A 16,459-nucleotide genomic window follows, 5' to 3' on the forward strand; every position below is an offset into this window, starting at 1 on the left:
CGCCTTCGACGCCCCACGACGGACGAGGACCTCCCGGGCCGAGCTGCTGCTCGACCCGGGAGGTCCTCGTCGTCAGGGCCGGATCACGTCGGACCAGGTCCGCCGCTCACCGCCCGCGCCTCACCGGCAGGTCAGCGCGGGGTGCGCCACCGTCTGCGTGTGCGCTCCCGCTCCGCCACCGGACCGGCTCACCGCCACCGACACGTCGCCGGCCGGCAGCACCGCCAGGCGCGTGCTGAAGGCGTGGGTCGCCGCCTTGCCGGGCACGACCGAGGCGAACGACTTCACGGTCGTCCCCCGCGTCATCGTCACGTCGACCGGCACCGCGTCGCGGTTGACCGAGGTGACCGTCACGACCGCCTTGCCCGAGATGCAGCGCACGGCGGCCGTGCTGACGACGTTCAGCTTCGTCTCCTGCGCCGGCAGGACGAACGGAGCGAAGTCGATCCAGTCGACGTCCGGCGCGACGGCGTAGCCGGGCAGGACCCGGTCGTCGCTCGTGCTGGTCGTCGGGCCCTCGTCGATGAACAGCGTCGAGCGGGTGTTGCCGAAGGTCACCGGACCGGAGTCGGTCGCGAGGTCCAGCGGCAGGACCGCCTCCCAGAAGTTGCTCGAGGAGTAGGTGTAGCGGAAGGTGGTGCGGCCCACGAGGCCCGTGGTGCCGGCCTCCTCGGCCTGCAGCCCGAGGTCGACGACCTGAGGGTTGTAGTCGTGCGTCCCCTCGATGTCGTCGTTCGAGTAGTGCACGACGGCGTCGTAGGCGCCGGCCTTGTCGAAGCCCGGGAGACGGGGCACCGTGAGCGTGCCCTCGTTCGCCGGGTTCGCGTCGGTGATGCCGAGCCCCGTCACGTATCCGGTCCCGGATCCGTTGGTGAGGGCTCCGCCGAAGCCGGCGACCGCGGCCGTGCCGCCGAGGTCGACGGTGGCGAGGTCCTCGGCCTGCACGCGGACGATGGAGGCGTCACCCGCGACCGCGCGCGTGGTCGTGACCGACCCGACGCGGACGCTGCCGGTGCTCGCCAGCTCGACCTCGCTGATGCCCTCGGGCAGGTGGACGCGGACCGTCGTCGTGCCCGGCGCGAAGGTCCCCGCGCGGCGGCCGTTGACGTCGACGGTCAGCGAGGTGCCGGCGGCACCCTCCCACGCCACGGCGAGGTCGTAGTAGCCGGACTCGAACGTCGACGGGTAGAGGTCGGCGCGCTCGCCGGTCTCGAGCGAGAGGCGTCCGCCCGAGAGCGTCGCACCGTCGATCAGGCGGAACCCGGTCGCCGGGTACTCGACGGACTCGGTGTTCGCCGTGTCGCCGACCCGGACGAGCTCGAAGCGGTCGAGCGTCACTCCGCCGTCGGCACCGGCGCCGGGCAGGAGGGTCGCCCCGTCCTTGCTGGTGCGCACTCCGACGGTGTGGGTGCCGGCGCTGAGGGCGACGTACACCTCGGCACTGCCGCGGGCGACGGTGCGGACGTTGCTCGGCTTGATCGCGTTCGCTCCGTACTGGGCGAGCGTCGAGAACGCGCCGTCGACGAAGACCGCGTGCTGCGCGGCCCGGCCGGGCGTGGCCCCGAGGATCTGCAGGCGGTAGAGGCCGGCCTGCGCCACCGACACGGTCCAGTCGGCGCGCGAGCCCACGGCGGCGAAGCCGGAGACGTCGCGGTCGCCGGAGGCGCGGTAGCCGTCGGGCGTGCGGGTGGCCGCGGCGGTGAGGCGCGTGGCCTCGGCCTCGATCACGTGGCGCTCGCCCTGGGCGGCGGCGGCCGCCTCCACGTCGCGGGTCGCGGCGGGAGTGACGACGACCTGGTAGGCGCTCGACGAGTTCGCGGAGGGGATCCGGAGCTCGACGCGGCCGTTCACGACGGACACGGCGTCGTCGGCGAGGACGACCCGGGGAGTCCCCGCGATGCCGTCGGTGCCGCTGACGACGGCCTCGCGGACCTCGACGTCCACGGAGGAGCCGAACGTCGCGCTGTCGAGGCCGTTCAGCGTCAGCGCGCCGTCACGGCCGTCGGGGATGCCCGCGACGATGACCTGGGCGCGGTCGGCGTCCCGGTCGATCGCGGCGATCGCCTTCTCGCGGTTCGTGGTGACCGCGGCCGTGCGCGATCCGGTCATGTCGCCGTACCACTTGAAGAGCCACCAGCCGCCGTTCGCGGCGTTGACCTTCGCCTGGTTGTCCGAGAGCGTGCCGGAGGCGGTCCAGTAGGCCGTCTGGGCGTCGATCTTGGCCGCCTCGAAGCCGGCGAACCAGCGCAGGAGGTTGGCGGGCGAGCTCATGTCGGTGCTGGCGCCCCACTCGGTGATGTTGATCGAGGGGATGTCGGCGGCGGCGATGCCCACCTCGGCGGCGTAGCGGCGGAAGTCCGACGCGCGGTCGGGGAGCCACTGGTAGCCGCGGAGCTCGTGCCAGACGTAGATGTCGGGCACCGTGTTCGTCGCGCGGGCCATGTTCAGGAACGTCTTGATGTTGCCCTCACCACGCCAGGCGGCGTCTCCGGGGCCCGCGATCTGCGGACGTGCGAGACCGTGCTTCGCGTAGGTGGCGGTGATGACGTCCCACGCCGCCTTCCAGTCGGTCGCCCCACCGGGGGTGAAGCTGTTGGGCTGGTTGCCGACGTGCATGTAGCGGTTGTAGAGGTCGTCCGAGTTCAGCCACTGCAGGTCGACCTCGTTGAACGGGATGAAGACGTACTTCTCGGGGTTCTCGGCCTCGCGGGCGACCTCGTCGACGACGATCTCGAGCACCTCGAGGTAGTCCCAGACGCCGTTCGGAGCAGAAGTGAAGTCGTCGGTCAGGCGTCCGCTCGCGTCGCGGACGTAGCTGCGGTCGTCACCGGGGCGCTTCCCGCCGTTGTAGGGCCAGTCGGGGTAGTAATCCTGGGTGTAGAGGTAGAGGCCCTCGCCGTACTTGTCGAAGAAGGTCTTCTCGACGGTGAAGGCGTCGCCGCCCGGGTGCTGCGTGCCGAACGGGGGCTTCTGCGACACGTTGGTCATCGCCGCGCCGTTGACGAGCGCCTGCGTGGGCGAGCCCTCGTCGCCGAGGCCGTAGAGGGTGCCGGAGGCTCCTCCGCGGAACTCGCCCGTGTCCTGACCGAAGTCGACGGCGATCGGCTCGGTCGGCCGCGCCGTGACGGTGACGGTCGTGGTGAACGGGGTCGACCATCCGGCGACGGTGCCGTTCACGGTGAACGTCGCACCGGCGGTGGCGTAGGCCGAGGCGGGGACGGCGTCCCAGGTGATCGCCGCGGTGGCGGGCCCGGACTCGCGCGTGACGTTCACGCTCGCGGGGAGGGCCGGCGCGACCTTCGCGGCGGTGGAGACGCTGAAGCTCTGACGCTCGACCGACACGATCGCGCCCGCGTCCTCGAGGTAGGCGTTCGAGACCTGCTCGGCCGTGAGGGCGGTGCGGTAGACCGCGAAGTCGTCGAACTGGCCGCCGAAGAACGCGGCGTAGGGCCCCGCCCACGGCACGCGGCCGATGAGGCCCGAGCGGGTGCTGGACGGCGAGGCGAGCTTCGCGAAGTCGAGCGAGACCGCCTCCGTCCGCACGAGCGAGCCGTTGATGTAGTACGAGACGGAGTCGGTCGTGGCGACCGTGGTGATCTGCGCCCAGGTGTTCGTGGGCAGCGGCGTGGAGGACACCGCCTTGACCTCGGTGCCCGTGTTGGCCGCGGCCTTCGACTGCCCGCCCTCGTTCGGCACGTGGTAGAGCCCCCAGTTGTCGCGGGGGAGCGCATCGCTGCCGATGATGTACGACCACGGGAGCTGGCCGGCGTTGGCGCCGTCCCACTTGATCCAGGTCGAGACGGTCATCGCCGACGTGTCCGCGAAGAGTCCCGCGGGGATGTCGAGGTAGGGCGCGGCGGTCGTCGACGAGCCCTGCGCCCCTCCGGGGAAGAGGCCGGAGGCGCCGGACCCGGCGACGGGACCCGTTCCGCGCGGCAGCGACGTCGCGTTGCGGACGCGGGCGTCGAAGGCGGAGCCGAGGGATCCCTGGTTGGCGATGGTGGCCGCCGAGGGGTTCTGGTCGAACGTGTAGAGGACGGCGGGGGTGGGAGGAGTGTCGACCGCTGCCGCGGGACCGCCGCCGACGAGTGTCGAGGCGGCCAGCACGGGCAGTGCGACCAGGGCGGCGATCGAGGCGGTGATCCGCCTCGAGAAGGGGTGGGGAGTGTGCATCGGTTCCTCAACGCTGAGAAGGGATCTGGACTCGCTGTCGAGGCGAGGTCGAGACGGGTCGGTGCCAGCACGATATCGATATCACGCGCTGATCTCCAGACATTTCTGAAATCGCTACCAGACTCCATCGCCCGGCCGGCCGAGCGTGCAGATAACGCTTTCATCACAGGCTTGCACTTTCGTGAAATCGGTATCAGTATCTGTCCAGTCCCGAATCCGGGACCACGCCCTTCCCACTCCGCGACGACGAGGAGCCCCTGTGCCCGAGCAGCTGACCTGGGGGCCCCGCGACGGGCTCCGACTGACCTTCGACTGCCCGCCCGGTGCTCCGCTCGCGCTGTCCGCCGTCGCCGCTCCCGGCGTCCGGCTCGAGGCGACGCACGTCGCCCCGTTCTTCGAGATCACCACCGCCGCCGCCGGCCACGACCCCGCGAGCTCCCGCCTCACCCACACCCGCATCGGTGCGGCGATGCGCTACGTCTCGCACCGCGAGAGCCTCGTCGACGGAGTCGCCGTCCTCGAGATCGAGGCCGAGGCTCCGTCGTTCGGCGTCGTCGCCCGGGCGGTCCTGCGGCAGGTCGTCGGAGTCGCGGCCGTCACGTCCGAGGTCGCGGTCGGAGCGCTGTCGCGCCAGGTCCTGCGCTCGGTCGCGTCCTGGAGCGCCGACCTCGGGGCCCCGTCCGGCGCCGACGGCAAGGACGCGTTCACCCGCTGGTCGCTGCTGCGCGGAGAGAACGACTGGCTGGGGGAGGGGCGCTGGCGCACCGCGCCCGTCCGCGACTCCGGATTCGTGACGCTCCGCGAGGACATCACCGGCCACGACCCGCGCGGCGCGGTCGGCGCCGTGTCCACCGGCAGCTGGTCCACCGGCTCGCACCTCCCGGTCGGCGGCCTCCTCGCCCCCGACGCCGCCCTGCTCTGGCAGATCGAGCACAACGGAGCGTGGCGCTGGGAGGTGGGCGAGGACATCGACGGCGGAACGCTCGCCCTCTCGGGTCCGACCGACCTCGATCACGGCTGGATCCGCGCCCTCGAAGCGGGGGACGTCTTCACCTCGGTCCCGGTGACCGTGGCGCTCGGAGCCACGGCCGACGCCGCGGTCTCCGCGCTGACGCACCACCGCCGCGCGACCCGCCGGTCCCACCCCGACGACACCGCCCTGCCCGTCGTCTTCAACGACTACATGAACACCCTCAACGGCGACCCGACCACCGAGAAGCTGCTGCCGCTGATCGACGCCGCGGCCGCCGCGGGTGCCGAGATCTTCTGCATCGACGCCGGCTGGTACGACGAGAGCGGCGTGCCCGGCGGCTGGTGGAGCAGTGTCGGGGCCTGGCAGCCGTCCGCGAAGCGCTTCCCCGGCGGTCTCGGCGAGGTCGTCGATCGGATCCACGGGCACGGCCTGGTCCCGGGCCTCTGGCTCGAGCCGGAGGTGATCGGCGTCGACAGCCCGGTGGCCGACCGCCTCCCCGACGATGCGTTCCTGCAGCGCTGCGGCATCCGCATCGAGGAGCACGAGCGCTTCCACCTCGACCTCCGCCACCCGGCCGCCGTCGCCCACCTCGACGAGACGGTGGACCGCCTGGTCGCCGACTTCGGCATCGGCTTCTTCAAGTTCGACTACAACATCGACGCGGGCCCGGGCACCGACGCGGCCTCCGACTCCGTCGGCGACGGACTGCTCGGCCACAACCGCGCCTACCTGGCCTGGCTCGACGCCCTGCTCGACCGGCACCCGACCCTGGTGATCGAGAGCTGCTCCTCGGGAGCGATGCGGCAGGACTGGGCCGTGATGTCGCGGCTGCAGATGCAGTCGACCTCCGACCAGCAGGACTTCCGCCTCTACCCGCCGATCGCGGCCGCGGCGCCGATGATGCTCCTCCCGGAGCAGGCGGCCAGCTGGGCGTACCCGCAGGCCGACATGGACGACGAGGAGATCGCGTTCTGCCTGGTCACGGGCCTCCTCGGCCGGTTCTACCTCTCGGGCTACCTCAACCGGATGTCCGACCCGCAGCTCGCGCTGGTGCACGAGGCCGTCACCGCGGCCAAGTCGCTCCGCGGCGCGATCGCCTCCTCCGCGCCCCGCTGGCCGCTCGGCCTGCCCGGCTGGACCGACGACGCAGTCGCCCTGGCGCTGCGCACCGAGGACGAGCACCTCGTCTCCCTCTGGCGCCGCAGCGGCACGGACGACGTCGCGCTGCACTTCCCGGAGCTGCTCGGGCAGGACGTCGACGTGTCGGTCGTCTTCCCCGTGGCGCTCCCGGCCTGGGGTGCCGACTGGGACGCGTCCACGGCCCGCCTCACCGTCCGGCCCACCGGCTCCGGTCCCTCCGCCCGAACCTTCCGACTGTCCCTCCGCACCACCTGACCCCCCTGCCGGGTCCACCCGTCCCGGCATACCCTCTCCACACACAGAAAGCTCGAGTATTTCGATGAAGAAGTCACTCCTCAGTGCGGCCGTCCTCACGGCCGCCTCCGCCCTGCTCCTCGCCGGCTGCAGCGACCCGGGGGCCGGCGGCGGCACCGACGGCGGCGCGGCCGCTCCCGCCTCCTGGCCCGCCCAGGACGCCGACCTCGAGGGCACCGAGCTCACCATCTGGGCCGCGCAGAACTCGAACACCGTCCCGGAGTCGGTCGTCGAGGGCTTCGAGGAGCTCACCGGCGCGTCCGTCGAGATCGAGACGATCCCGGACCCCTACGAGCAGGGCGTGCAGACCAAGGTCGCCACCGGCGACAAGCCCGACCTGGCGTTCTGGCAGCCCACCGCCTCGCAGCTCACCGCCCTCAACGCGACCACCAACCTGCAGAGCCTCGACGGCGCCCCCTGGCTCGAGGACTTCGATCCCGCGCTCGCCGACATCACCGGAACCCTCGACGACACCCGCTACGCGGCGCTGATCTCGACCCCCGCGGTCGAGGGCGTGTACTACAACAAGAAGGTCTTCGAGGAGAACGGCATCACCGAGCTCCCCACCGATTGGGCCTCGTTCCTCGAGACCGCCCGCCAGCTCAAGACCGCGGGCGAGACCCCGTTCTTCGAGATGGGCGCCGACCGCTGGGCCACCCAGTGGTGGGTGCAGGTGCAGCTCGCCGACGCCGCGGCCGACGGCCTCTGGGACCGCGTCAACTCCGGCGAGGAGAAGTTCACCGACCCGACCATCCAGGGGGCGATCGACTCCTACAAGGGCCTGATCGACGAGGGTCTCTTCAACGAGGACATCAAGACCGCCACCTTCGAGGACCAGGGCGCCGCCCTCCTCGCCGGCGACGCGGCGATGGTCGTGCAGGTCAACTCCTTCTTCGGCCAGCTGCAGTCGCTGTCCGACACCGAGACGCTGAACGACACGATCGGCTTCTTCCCGATCTCGCCCTCGGGCAACGTCGGCACCTTCATCCCCGACCAGTCGAACGCTCTCGTGGCCTTCAAGACCGGTGACGAGAAGAAGGAGGCGGCCTCGCGCCAGCTCCTCTCCTACTGGCTCGGCGACGGCTACGCCGACTTCGTCGAGGCGCAGAACACCATCTCGCTCGAGCCCTCGGTCACCACGCCCGACACCGTCCCCACCGCGCTCGTCTCGGTCAGCGAGTCGGTCGGCACCTCCGTCGGCTCGATGCAGGCCCTGGCGATCGCCAACCCGGACCTGTACATCTACCTCGCCGACATGATCCAGGGCACCAAGACCCCGGAGGAGGTCGCGCAGGCGACGCAGGACCAGTTCGCGCAGCTCGCGAAGGCTCAGGGAGCCACCGGCTTCTAGCCACTCGACGCCGGGGCCCGTCCGCACGACGGGCCCCGGCACTCCTCCCCATCGAAAGGCAGTGACCGCGTGTCCACCACCCGAGCAGCCGCGCCTCCCCGCGTCCTCGCCCGCGCCCTGAAGTCCGACGGGTCGCCCCGCGGTCGCCGGTCCGATCATCCGCTGGTCTTCCTCGTGCCGGCCCTCGTCGTGCTGGTCGTGTTCTTCTTCGTGCCGACGCTCTTCAACTTCGTCTACGCGTTCACCGACTGGTCGAGCTTCAAGTCGGCCATCGGCTTCGTCGGGATCTCGAACTTCGTCGACCTGTTCCAGAGCGGCACGCTGATCCAGGCGCTGCGGGTGACACTGGTCTACGCGGTGCTCGTCGCGGTGTTCCAGAACCTGTTCGGGCTGATCCTGGCGCTGCTCTTCGAGAAGGACACGCGGGTCAACCGCTTCGCCCGGGTGATGTTCTTCATCCCGGTGATCATGTCGGCGCTCGCCGTCGGCTACGTGTTCCAGGCGCTGCTGAAGCCCGACGGCGCGCTCAACGGGATCCTCTCGTTCGTGACCGGACAGACGGTGTCGACCGCGTGGCTCGGCGACACCACGTGGACGATCGTCGTCGTCGCCCTCATCCACTCGTGGAAGTGGATGGGCCTCTCGATGCTGATCTACCTGGCGGGCCTCAAGACGATCAGCGGCGACGTGCTCGAGGCCGCGCGCCTCGACGGATCCTCGTGGTGGCAGACGTTCCGCGACATCCGCTTCCCGCTGATCGCGCCGGCGCTGACCTTCAACGTGGCGACGTCGCTGCTCGGATCGATGAACGGCTTCGACATCGTGCAGGCGACCACCGAGGGCGGCCCGGGCGGCACGACCGAGCTGCTCAACATCTTCATCTTCCGCACCTTCGGCCAGGGCCTGTTCGCCCAGGCGACCACGATGAGCCTCATCCTCTTCGTCACCGTCGCCCTCCTGGCCTTCCCCGTCATCCGCATCCTGCGCCGTCGAGAGGACGTGCTGTGAGCACCATGGTCGAGAAGCTCGCTCCGGCGCGGAACCCCGCACCTGCTCCCACCCCCGTCCGGAACCGCCCGTCCGCCTCGCGGACGCTCGCCCGCCTCGCGCAGCCCACCGCCGCGCTCGCGGCCGTCGTCCTGCTCCTGGGCGTCCCGTTCTGGCTCATCGTCAGCACCGCGGGCAAGACCCAGGCCGAGGCGCTGAACCCGAACCTCGCGGCTCCGTCGCAGTGGCAGCTGTTCGAGAACTTCGCCACCGTCTTCACCGACGGGCGGATGGTGCAGGCGTTCCTCGGCAGCGTGCTCGTCATGGTGCCGTCGGTGCTGGGAGTGCTCGTGCTCGGTTCGATGGCCGCGTGGATCCTGGGCCGCCGCACAGGGCGGGGGATGGCCCTCGTCTACGCCCTCGCGATCAGCGGCATCGTCCTGCCGCCGGCCGTCGTGACCGTGGTGCTCCTGCTGCGCCAGCTCGGACTCGCCGGCACCGCCGTCGGCATGGTCGGCGTGTACATGGGGATGTACCTCTCGACGGTGATCTTCTTCGTCACCGGCTTCGTCCGGACGATCCCGGCGGAACTCGAGGAGGCGGCCCGGGTCGACGGGGCGCGACCGTTCCGGGTGTTCTTCACGATCATCCTGCCGCTGCTGATGCCCGTGCTCGCGACGGCGACGATCCTCATCTGCCTGTACATCTGGAACGACGTCTTCTACGCGCTGTTCGTGGTCGGCGGCCGGCTCGACACCCTGCCGCTGAACCTCTACCAGGTGGCCAGCGCGGGGCTCTACCTCCAGAACTGGCACCTGATCTTCTCCTATATCATCCTGATGAGCCTGCCCCTCCTCCTGGTGTTCGTCTTCGCCCAGCGCAAGATCATCTCGGGCATCACGAGCGGCGCGGTGAAGTGAGCGCCTCCGAGACCGACGCGGCGCCGATCGCCTCCGCCCCCTCGTGGCTCGCCCTGCACCAGCGCGACGGCCGAGGACGGAAGCGAGACGACATGAAGCGGGACAGGGCGGCGAAAGCCCCGGTCATCGCCGACGTCGCGGCGCTCGCGGGAGTCTCGGTGCCCACGGTCTCGCGGGTGCTCACGGGTGCCGCGAAGGTGGCTCCCGACAAGCGCGAGCGCGTGCTCGCCGCGATCGCCGAGCTGAACTACCGCCCCAGCGCCGCCGCGCGCACCCTCGTCACCCGCCGCTCCCGCACGATCGCGGTCGTCGCCGGCAACACCTCGCAGTACGGCTACGCCGAGGCGATCCGCGGCATCGAGGAGGAGGCGCGCGCCGGCGGCTGGACCGTCACCATCACGGTCATCGAGTCGGCCGACCCGGACGACATCGAGAAGGCGCTCTCGCTCGTGCTGAGCCAGAGCCCCGACGGCATCGCGGTGCTGAAGTTCGACCCGCCCGGCGTCGCCATGGTCGCGGCGCTGCCGCCCGGAGTGCCGGTCGTCGCGCTGTCGGGCGTGCGCGGGCGGGGGATCCCGCAGGCCGTGCTCGACGAGCTGCACGCGGCCCAGGCGCTGACCGAGCACCTGCTCGAGCTCGGCCACCGGACCGTGCACCACGTGCGCGTGCCGCCGTCGCGCCGCGAGGACGGCCGGACCACGGGATGGCGCCGGGCGCTGAAGGAGGCGGGCGTCGCCGTGGCGCCGACTCCGCTCGAGGCGACCTGGGAGCCGGAGTCGGGGCGCGCACTGGCGCACCGGCTCGCGGAGGATCCCGAGGTCACGGCGGTGTTCTGCGGCAACGACGAGATCGCGATGGGGGTCATCAAGGGGCTCACGGAGGCGGGGCTGCGCGTCCCGGAGGACGTGAGCGTGGTCGGCTTCGACGACCATCCCCTCGCGCGGATGTGGACCCCCGCGCTGACGACGGTGCGCCAGGACTTCGCAGGCCTCGGCCGCCGCGGTTTCGGCCTGCTGCTGCGCGCGATGGAGGACGGCGGGGGCGCCACCTTCTCGTCGGAGCGCCCCGAGCTGATCGTCCGCGAGAGCTCGGCGCCCCCGCGCGCGTCCCGCTGACGGGTCGGCGCTTCTGCTGATCGAGCAGCCCGCGCGGCGGCCCGTCTCTGCTGATCGAGCAGCCCGCGCAGCGGGCGTATCGAGATCCACCCCCTCCTGATGACGTCGGTCTCGATACGCCGCTGCGCGGCTACTCGACCAGCGGGGGAGCTTGCTGATCGAGTAGCCCTCGGAGAGGGCGTATCGAGATCCCGGTCTCCGGGCGGTGGCGGGTCTCGATACGCCGCTGCGCGGCTACTCGACCAGCGGGGGAGCTTGCTGATCGAGTAGCCCGCGCAGCGGGCGTGTCGAGATCCACCCTCCCGGTGATGGCGTCGACCTACCGCGCGCGCAGCAGTGCCAGGAACTCGTCCGCCATCGCGAGCTGCTCCTCGAGCTTCGCGCGGCGCGCGGCGGCATCGGCGACGAACGCGTCCAGGCGCGTGCGGATCGCGGCCGCCTCCTCCGCGGTGCCGGCGCTCTCGGGGCTGTCGACGACGCTCAGCAGCTCGGCCATCGCGTCGAGCGAGAAGCCGAGCGGCTTCATCCGGCGGATGAGGAGCAGCCGGTCGACGTCGCGCTCGGTGTAGAGGCGGAACCCGCCGACCGTGCGTCCGCTCGGCTTCAGCAGCCCGACCTCGTCGTAGTGGCGGAGGGTGCGCAGCGACATCGAGGAGCGGTCGGCGAGCTCGCCGATGCGCAGGGTCGCCTCGACCTCCTCGGCCGTCCGCTCGTCCGTCACGCACTGCTCCGCTCGCTCGGGGTGTCCGCAAACCTCACGTTGCGGTAGGTTTGCTGTCGATCCGCTCCCCGCCCCCATTCTCCGGCACGGCCGGAGCGGTCCCGGCGCAATGTGGCGCTCCTCCCTCGACAGCCGCTCGACAGAGCCGACCCGCCCCGGAGCCACCCCATGGCCGTTCCCGCCCGCCCCCAGCCCGTGCACCGGGTCATCACCGTGCTCGACGCGCTGCGCTCGCCGCGGCAGCTGTCGCGCGAGGTCCTCGCCGGCATGGTGACCACACTCGCCCTCGTGCCCGAGGTGATCTCGTTCTCGGTCGTCGCGGGTGTGGATCCGATGGTCAGCCTGGTCTCGTCGATCGTGCTCGCGCTCACCATGTCGATCCTCGGCGGCCGGCCCGGAGTGATCACGGCGGCCGCCGGATCCGTCGCGCTCGTCATCGCCCCGCTCGTGAGCGAGCACGGGGTGCAGTACGTGCTGCCGACGGTGATCCTGGCCGGAGTGATCCAGATCGTGTTCGGCCTCGCAGGCCTGGCCCGGCTGATGCGGTTCATCCCGCGCTCGGTGATGATCGGCTTCGTCAACGCGCTCGGGATCCTGATCTTCGTCGCGCAGGTGCCGCACGTGATCGGTGTGCCGTGGGTCGCGTACGTGCTCTTCGCCGTGACGCTCGCGATCATCCTGGTGCTGCCGCGCTTCACGAAGGCGGTGCCGGCTCCGCTCGTCGCGATCGTCGTCGTGACCACCGCCGTGATCGTCGCCGGACTCGTCGTGCCGGACGTCGCCGACGAGGGTCCGCTGACCGGGCAGCTGCCCGGGATCACCCCGTTCCTCGTGCCGCTGACGCTCGAGACGCTGCAGCTGATCCTGCCGACCGCGCTGAGCGTGGCGTTCGTCGGGCTGATGGAGACGCTGCTGACGGCGAAGCTCGTCGACGAGATGACGGACACCCCGTCGCACAAGGGCCGCGAGTCGTGGGCGCTGGGCGTCTCGAACATCCTCGCGGGCTTCTACGGCGGCATCGCGGGCTGCGCGATGATCGGGCAGACCGTGCTGAACGTGAAGACCGGACGCGCGCGCACCCGCCTCTCCACCGTCGTCGCCGGCGTGTTCCTCCTGGCGCTCGTGACCGGGCTGAGCTCGCTGATGGGGCGGATCCCGATGGTGGCGCTCGCCGCGGTGATGATGATCGTGGCGATCACGACGGTCGACTGGCACAGCCTCCGTCCGTCGACGCTGCGGCGGATGCCGCTGCCCGAGACGCTGGTGATGGTCGTCACCGTGGTCGTCGTGGTCGCGACCGGCAACCTCGCGCTCGGCGTGCTGGTGGGGGTGGTGCTGGCGATGGTCCTGTTCGCGCGCCGGGTCGCCCACGTGATCGCGGTCGAGCGGATCCTCGCCGAGGATGGGGAGTCGGTGCGGTACGACGTCACCGGGCCCCTCTTCTTCGGCAGCAGCAACGACCTGGTCGACCGCTTCGCCTACGCCGACGACCCCGCGCACGTGGTGGTCGACCTCCGGCACGCGCAGATCTGGGACGCCTCGACCGTCGCGGCGCTCGACTCGATCGAGACGAAGTACCGCGACCACGGCGCGACCGTGTCGATCGAAGGGCTCGACGAGCGCAGCACCGGCTTCCACCGGCGGCTGACGGGACGGCTCGGTTCCTGAGCAGCGGTCAAGCCCCTGGGGCCCGGTGGCCGGAACCGCTGGGATGGAGGCGAACGGAAGGAGCACCATGTCGACCGAACCCTCCCGCGAGGACCTGCCGCTGCCCGACTGGAACGACATCCCGCTCGGCACGATCGCCGAGCGCATCCGCCCCCTGGACGAGGAGGGCGTCGTCGCCCTGGTGAGCTACGAGGAGGCGCACGGGGACCGCGCGCCGATCACCACGATCCTCCGCTCGCGACTCGCTCAGCTGCGCGAGGGCGCCGAGCCCGCCGGCCGCGTTCCGGAGTCGCTGCCCGAGACGTCGCAGGGATCCACCGGGTCGCCGGTGTCGCCCGCGACGTCCGGGCCGCCGATCAATCCGCCGTCGCACGGGGTGCCGACGAACCCCGCGCAGCCGCGCTGACTGCACACGGTCCGCTCAGCGAGGCTTGCCAGAATGGGGGACAGCCGATGACGGCGACCGGACGAGGGAGCAGTACCCGGACAGCGACAGGACTGACTCGGTAGGAGTCGTCATGTCCTGGATCGTCCTCGTCGTCTCGGGAGTCCTCGAAGCCGTGTGGGCCACCGCGCTCGGCAAGTCGGAGGGATTCACCCGCGTCGGGCCGACCGTCGTGTTCGGCGTCGCGGTCGTGGCCAGCATGGCCGGGCTCGCGTACGCGATGCGCGAGCTGCCCACCGGCACCGCCTACGCGATCTGGGTCGGGATCGGCGCCTCGCTGACCGTGCTGTACGGCATGTTCTTCGGCGGCGAGGGCTTCTCGCTCATGCGCACGCTGCTGGTGTTCGGCATCGTCGCGTGCGTGATCGGGCTGAAGGTCCTGCACTGATCCGCGAGACGCCGCTCAGGTCCGCCACACGCCGGGGTGGGCGTCCCGAACCGGCATCTCGCTGTGCATCCCGAGGGGTGGTTGCAGGAGAACGTGCGTTCCCCGTAGGCTCGGAGTCTCAGGGGAGAACGATCGTTCTACTGCTCTCCCCGTCTGCTTGAGGAGGAACCATGCCCACTCGTTCTGCACGCACCGCCTGGAACGGCTCGCTCGAGACCGGCGAGGGCCAGGTCGAGCTCTCGAGCTCGAAGCTCGGCACCTACGACGTCTCGTTCCCGAAGCGCGCCGCCGACGACGCCAACGGCGCGACCAGCCCCGAGGAGCTCCTCGGCGCCGCCCACTCGGCCTGCTACGCCATGCAGTTCTCGGCCGTGCTCGGCCAGGCCGGCGGCACCGTCGAGGCGCTCGACGTCCGCGCCGACGTCTCGCTCGGCCCGGACTCCGCGGGCGGCTTCAAGCTGACCGGCATCCACCTCGTCGTCAGCGGAGAGGTCTCCGGTATCGACGAGGCCGCGTTCCTGAAGGCCGCCGACGAGGCCAAGGCCACCTGCCCGGTCTCGAAGGCGCTGACCGGAGTCGAGATCACCCTCGACGCCACCTTCGAGAGCTGAGCCCCGTCTCCACGCACTCCGAGCACCCCGTCGCGCACTGCGGCGGGGTGCTCGTGCGTCCGCCCCCCCTTTCTTGCTGATCGAGCAGCCCGCTCCGTGGGCGTATCGAGATCCGCCGCCGACGGGGGCTTCTGGGGGATGTGGGTCTCGATACGCCCCTGCGGGGCTACTCGACCAGCGGAAGAGGGGCGCTTCCTTCTCCTGCTTGCTGATCGAGTAGCGCGCGGAGCGGGCGTATCGAGATCCGCCGCCGACGGGGGCTTCTTCTGGGCCGGCTGGGTCTCGATACGCCCCTGCGGGGCTACTCGACCAGCGGAGAGGGGAGGCGTTCGCGACTCCGGTAAGGATCGCGGCCGAGCCGGACAGGGAAGACTGTGCAGATGCCTCCCGCCGACGAGCGACGAGAGCGGTTCGAGGCGCTGGTCGCCCGGACCGCGGATCCGGTGCGCCGCTACCTCCTGCGGCGGACCGACGCCGCCACGGCCGACGACGTCCTGTCCGAGACGATGATCGTGCTCTGGCGCAGGATCGACGCCGTGCCGGAGGAGGAGATCGCCTGGGCGATCGGAGTCGCCCGCCTGCAGCTCGCCAACGCCGAGCGCGGCCGCCGACGGCAGGACAGGCTGGCGCACCGCATCCTGGTCGTCGATCCGCCGCGCGAGACCGGGTCCGGTATCGACGACGACGTCGCCGACGCCGTCTCGCGGGTGCTCGCGCAGATGAAGCCCGCCGACGCCGAGCTGCTGCGGCTCTCAGTCTGGGAGGAGCTCGCACCCCGCGAGATCGCGGACGTGCTCGGGGCGACTCCGGGTGCCGTCTCGGTGCGGCTGCACCGGGCCCGCGCGAGATTCGCGGCTCTCTGGAGTAAGACCGGCGGCGCCGCCGGACATGCAGGAGAAGAGGAGGGGAGCGGACGATGACCGATCCTGATGCGCACGAGCTGCGCCGGCTGATCCGCGCCGCCGACCCCGCCTCGTCGCTCGCGCCCCTGCGCGACGACCAGCTCGCCCGACTCGTGGAGGACGCCATGACCCAGAATCCCGCCCGCACGACCGCCCGCCGCCGGGCGCCCCTCTTCGCCGGACTCGGCGCCCTCGCCGGCGGACTCGCCGCTGCAGCCGTCGCGCTGACCCTGGCGCTCGGGCCCGGCTCCGCGCCGACCCGCCTCGACCAGCCGCCGGCCGGCAGCGGCCTCAGCGCGATGTGCGCGGTGGTGACCGCCGAGGCGATCGCCGACTCCGACACCGCCTTCCGCGCCGAGGTGACCGGCATCGACGGGGACGTCGTGACCCTGTCTGTTCTCGACGTGCTGCACGGCGAGGTCGGCGATACGGTCACCGCCCCCCAGGGCGGCGGCACGGCGATCGATGGCGAGCCTCTGCAGTTCGCCGAGGGCGAGACCTACCTGCTCGCCACCCGCGACGGCGTGATCTCGACCTGCGGGCTGAGCGGCGAGGACTCGCCCGAGCTCGAGGCGCTGTATACGGAGGCGTTCGGAGGCTGAGTCCGTCAGCAACCGAGGTCGGATCGGCGAGGAGCGGCCCGAACCGCCGTTCCGGCCGCTCCTGCCCTCGATTGGGAACACAGAGGCAGCGCCAGGAGACGGGCAAGCGCTTTCCAGAAGGGACCCGACCCGGGTAGCATCAGGACTCCGCATCACCGTCGATCGCCGC

Annotated in this window: 13 protein-coding genes and 1 riboswitch; of the genes, 11 read left to right on the forward strand and 2 right to left on the reverse strand. The window is 71.3% G+C overall.

Going from position 1 to position 16,459, the window contains the following annotated elements:
- Nucleotides 1-120: 120 nt before the first annotated feature.
- The gene (locus C1I63_RS06625) at nucleotides 121-4,173 is read right to left on the reverse strand and encodes a LamG-like jellyroll fold domain-containing protein (RefSeq protein WP_107574245.1); all 4,053 of its coding nucleotides are present in this window, start codon (nucleotides 4,171-4,173) and stop codon (nucleotides 121-123) included.
- A gap of 259 nt (nucleotides 4,174-4,432) precedes the next feature.
- Between C1I63_RS06625 and C1I63_RS06630 the strand changes: the two genes are divergently transcribed.
- The 5 genes from C1I63_RS06630 to C1I63_RS06650 all read left to right on the forward strand — a co-directional run bounded on the left by C1I63_RS06630 (nucleotide 4,433) and on the right by C1I63_RS06650 (nucleotide 10,953).
- Nucleotides 4,433-6,541: a glycoside hydrolase family 36 protein gene (locus C1I63_RS06630; protein ID WP_107574246.1), complete on the forward strand. Its 2,109-nt coding sequence runs from the start codon at nucleotides 4,433-4,435 to the stop codon at nucleotides 6,539-6,541.
- Nucleotides 6,542-6,605: 64 nt separating this feature from the next.
- Nucleotides 6,606-7,931 carry an ABC transporter substrate-binding protein gene (locus C1I63_RS06635; protein WP_107574247.1) on the forward strand — a complete coding sequence of 442 codons (1,326 nt, stop codon included), beginning with the start codon at nucleotides 6,606-6,608 and terminating at the stop codon, nucleotides 7,929-7,931.
- 69 nt (nucleotides 7,932-8,000) lie between these two features.
- Nucleotides 8,001-8,939, forward strand: coding sequence for a carbohydrate ABC transporter permease (locus C1I63_RS06640; protein ID WP_243591437.1), 939 nt, complete (start codon nucleotides 8,001-8,003; stop codon nucleotides 8,937-8,939).
- Nucleotides 8,940-8,944: 5 nt separating this feature from the next.
- Nucleotides 8,945-9,838 carry a carbohydrate ABC transporter permease gene (locus C1I63_RS06645; RefSeq protein ID WP_107575758.1) on the forward strand — a complete coding sequence of 298 codons (894 nt, stop codon included), beginning with the start codon at nucleotides 8,945-8,947 and terminating at the stop codon, nucleotides 9,836-9,838.
- Nucleotides 9,835-10,953, forward strand: coding sequence for a LacI family DNA-binding transcriptional regulator (locus C1I63_RS06650; RefSeq protein ID WP_244906994.1), 1,119 nt, complete (start codon nucleotides 9,835-9,837; stop codon nucleotides 10,951-10,953). Before C1I63_RS06645 ends, C1I63_RS06650 begins: the two co-directional genes overlap by 4 nt.
- Nucleotides 10,954-11,272: 319 nt before the next feature.
- On the opposite strand, the gene C1I63_RS06655 is transcribed toward C1I63_RS06650, so the two are convergent.
- Entirely contained in the window at nucleotides 11,273-11,674 is a 402-nt protein-coding gene (locus tag C1I63_RS06655; RefSeq protein WP_244906995.1) for a MerR family transcriptional regulator, read from the reverse strand.
- Between the two features lie 168 nt (nucleotides 11,675-11,842).
- On the opposite strand from C1I63_RS06655, the gene C1I63_RS06660 reads away from it, so the two are divergent.
- From C1I63_RS06660 to C1I63_RS06685, 6 genes are all read left to right on the forward strand, one after another.
- Complete coding sequence (locus C1I63_RS06660; protein WP_107574249.1) at nucleotides 11,843-13,342, forward strand: SulP family inorganic anion transporter; 1,500 nt, start codon at nucleotides 11,843-11,845, stop codon at nucleotides 13,340-13,342.
- Between the two features lie 67 nt (nucleotides 13,343-13,409).
- Entirely contained in the window at nucleotides 13,410-13,748 is a 339-nt protein-coding gene (locus C1I63_RS06665) for a DUF8129 domain-containing protein (protein ID WP_107574250.1), read from the forward strand.
- Nucleotides 13,749-13,786: 38 nt separating this feature from the next.
- A riboswitch (guanidine-III (ykkC-III) riboswitch) is annotated at nucleotides 13,787-13,850 on the forward strand.
- A 10-nt stretch (nucleotides 13,851-13,860) separates the two neighbouring features.
- Complete coding sequence (locus C1I63_RS06670) at nucleotides 13,861-14,175, forward strand: DMT family transporter (protein ID WP_107574251.1); 315 nt, start codon at nucleotides 13,861-13,863, stop codon at nucleotides 14,173-14,175.
- Between the two features lie 170 nt (nucleotides 14,176-14,345).
- The gene (locus C1I63_RS06675; RefSeq protein ID WP_077222948.1) at nucleotides 14,346-14,786 is read left to right on the forward strand and encodes an OsmC family peroxiredoxin; all 441 of its coding nucleotides are present in this window, start codon (nucleotides 14,346-14,348) and stop codon (nucleotides 14,784-14,786) included.
- 380 nt (nucleotides 14,787-15,166) lie between these two features.
- Entirely contained in the window at nucleotides 15,167-15,706 is a 540-nt protein-coding gene (locus tag C1I63_RS06680; RefSeq protein WP_107574252.1) for an RNA polymerase sigma factor, read from the forward strand.
- The gene (locus tag C1I63_RS06685; RefSeq protein ID WP_107574253.1) at nucleotides 15,703-16,290 is read left to right on the forward strand and encodes a hypothetical protein; all 588 of its coding nucleotides are present in this window, start codon (nucleotides 15,703-15,705) and stop codon (nucleotides 16,288-16,290) included. The genes C1I63_RS06680 and C1I63_RS06685 overlap by 4 nt, the downstream gene beginning before the upstream one ends.
- Nucleotides 16,291-16,459 lie beyond the last annotated feature (169 nt).

The organism is Rathayibacter caricis DSM 15933 (assembly GCF_003044275.1).
Classification (GTDB): domain Bacteria; phylum Actinomycetota; class Actinomycetes; order Actinomycetales; family Microbacteriaceae; genus Rathayibacter; species Rathayibacter caricis.

Coding starts and splice junctions, on each gene's coding strand:
- C1I63_RS06670 (WP_107574251.1), top strand. CDS start 13,861: ATGTCCTGGATCGTCCTCGTCGTCTCGGGAGTCCTCGAAGCCGTGTGG.
- C1I63_RS06625 (WP_107574245.1), bottom strand. CDS start 4,173: ATGCACACTCCCCACCCCTTCTCGAGGCGGATCACCGCCTCGATCGCC.
- C1I63_RS06660 (WP_107574249.1), top strand. CDS start 11,843: ATGGCCGTTCCCGCCCGCCCCCAGCCCGTGCACCGGGTCATCACCGTG.
- C1I63_RS06685 (WP_107574253.1), top strand. CDS start 15,703: ATGACCGATCCTGATGCGCACGAGCTGCGCCGGCTGATCCGCGCCGCC.
- C1I63_RS06665 (WP_107574250.1), top strand. CDS start 13,410: ATGTCGACCGAACCCTCCCGCGAGGACCTGCCGCTGCCCGACTGGAAC.
- C1I63_RS06635 (WP_107574247.1), top strand. CDS start 6,606: ATGAAGAAGTCACTCCTCAGTGCGGCCGTCCTCACGGCCGCCTCCGCC.
- C1I63_RS06680 (WP_107574252.1), top strand. CDS start 15,167: ATGCCTCCCGCCGACGAGCGACGAGAGCGGTTCGAGGCGCTGGTCGCC.
- C1I63_RS06645 (WP_107575758.1), top strand. CDS start 8,945: ATGGTCGAGAAGCTCGCTCCGGCGCGGAACCCCGCACCTGCTCCCACC.
- C1I63_RS06675 (WP_077222948.1), top strand. CDS start 14,346: ATGCCCACTCGTTCTGCACGCACCGCCTGGAACGGCTCGCTCGAGACC.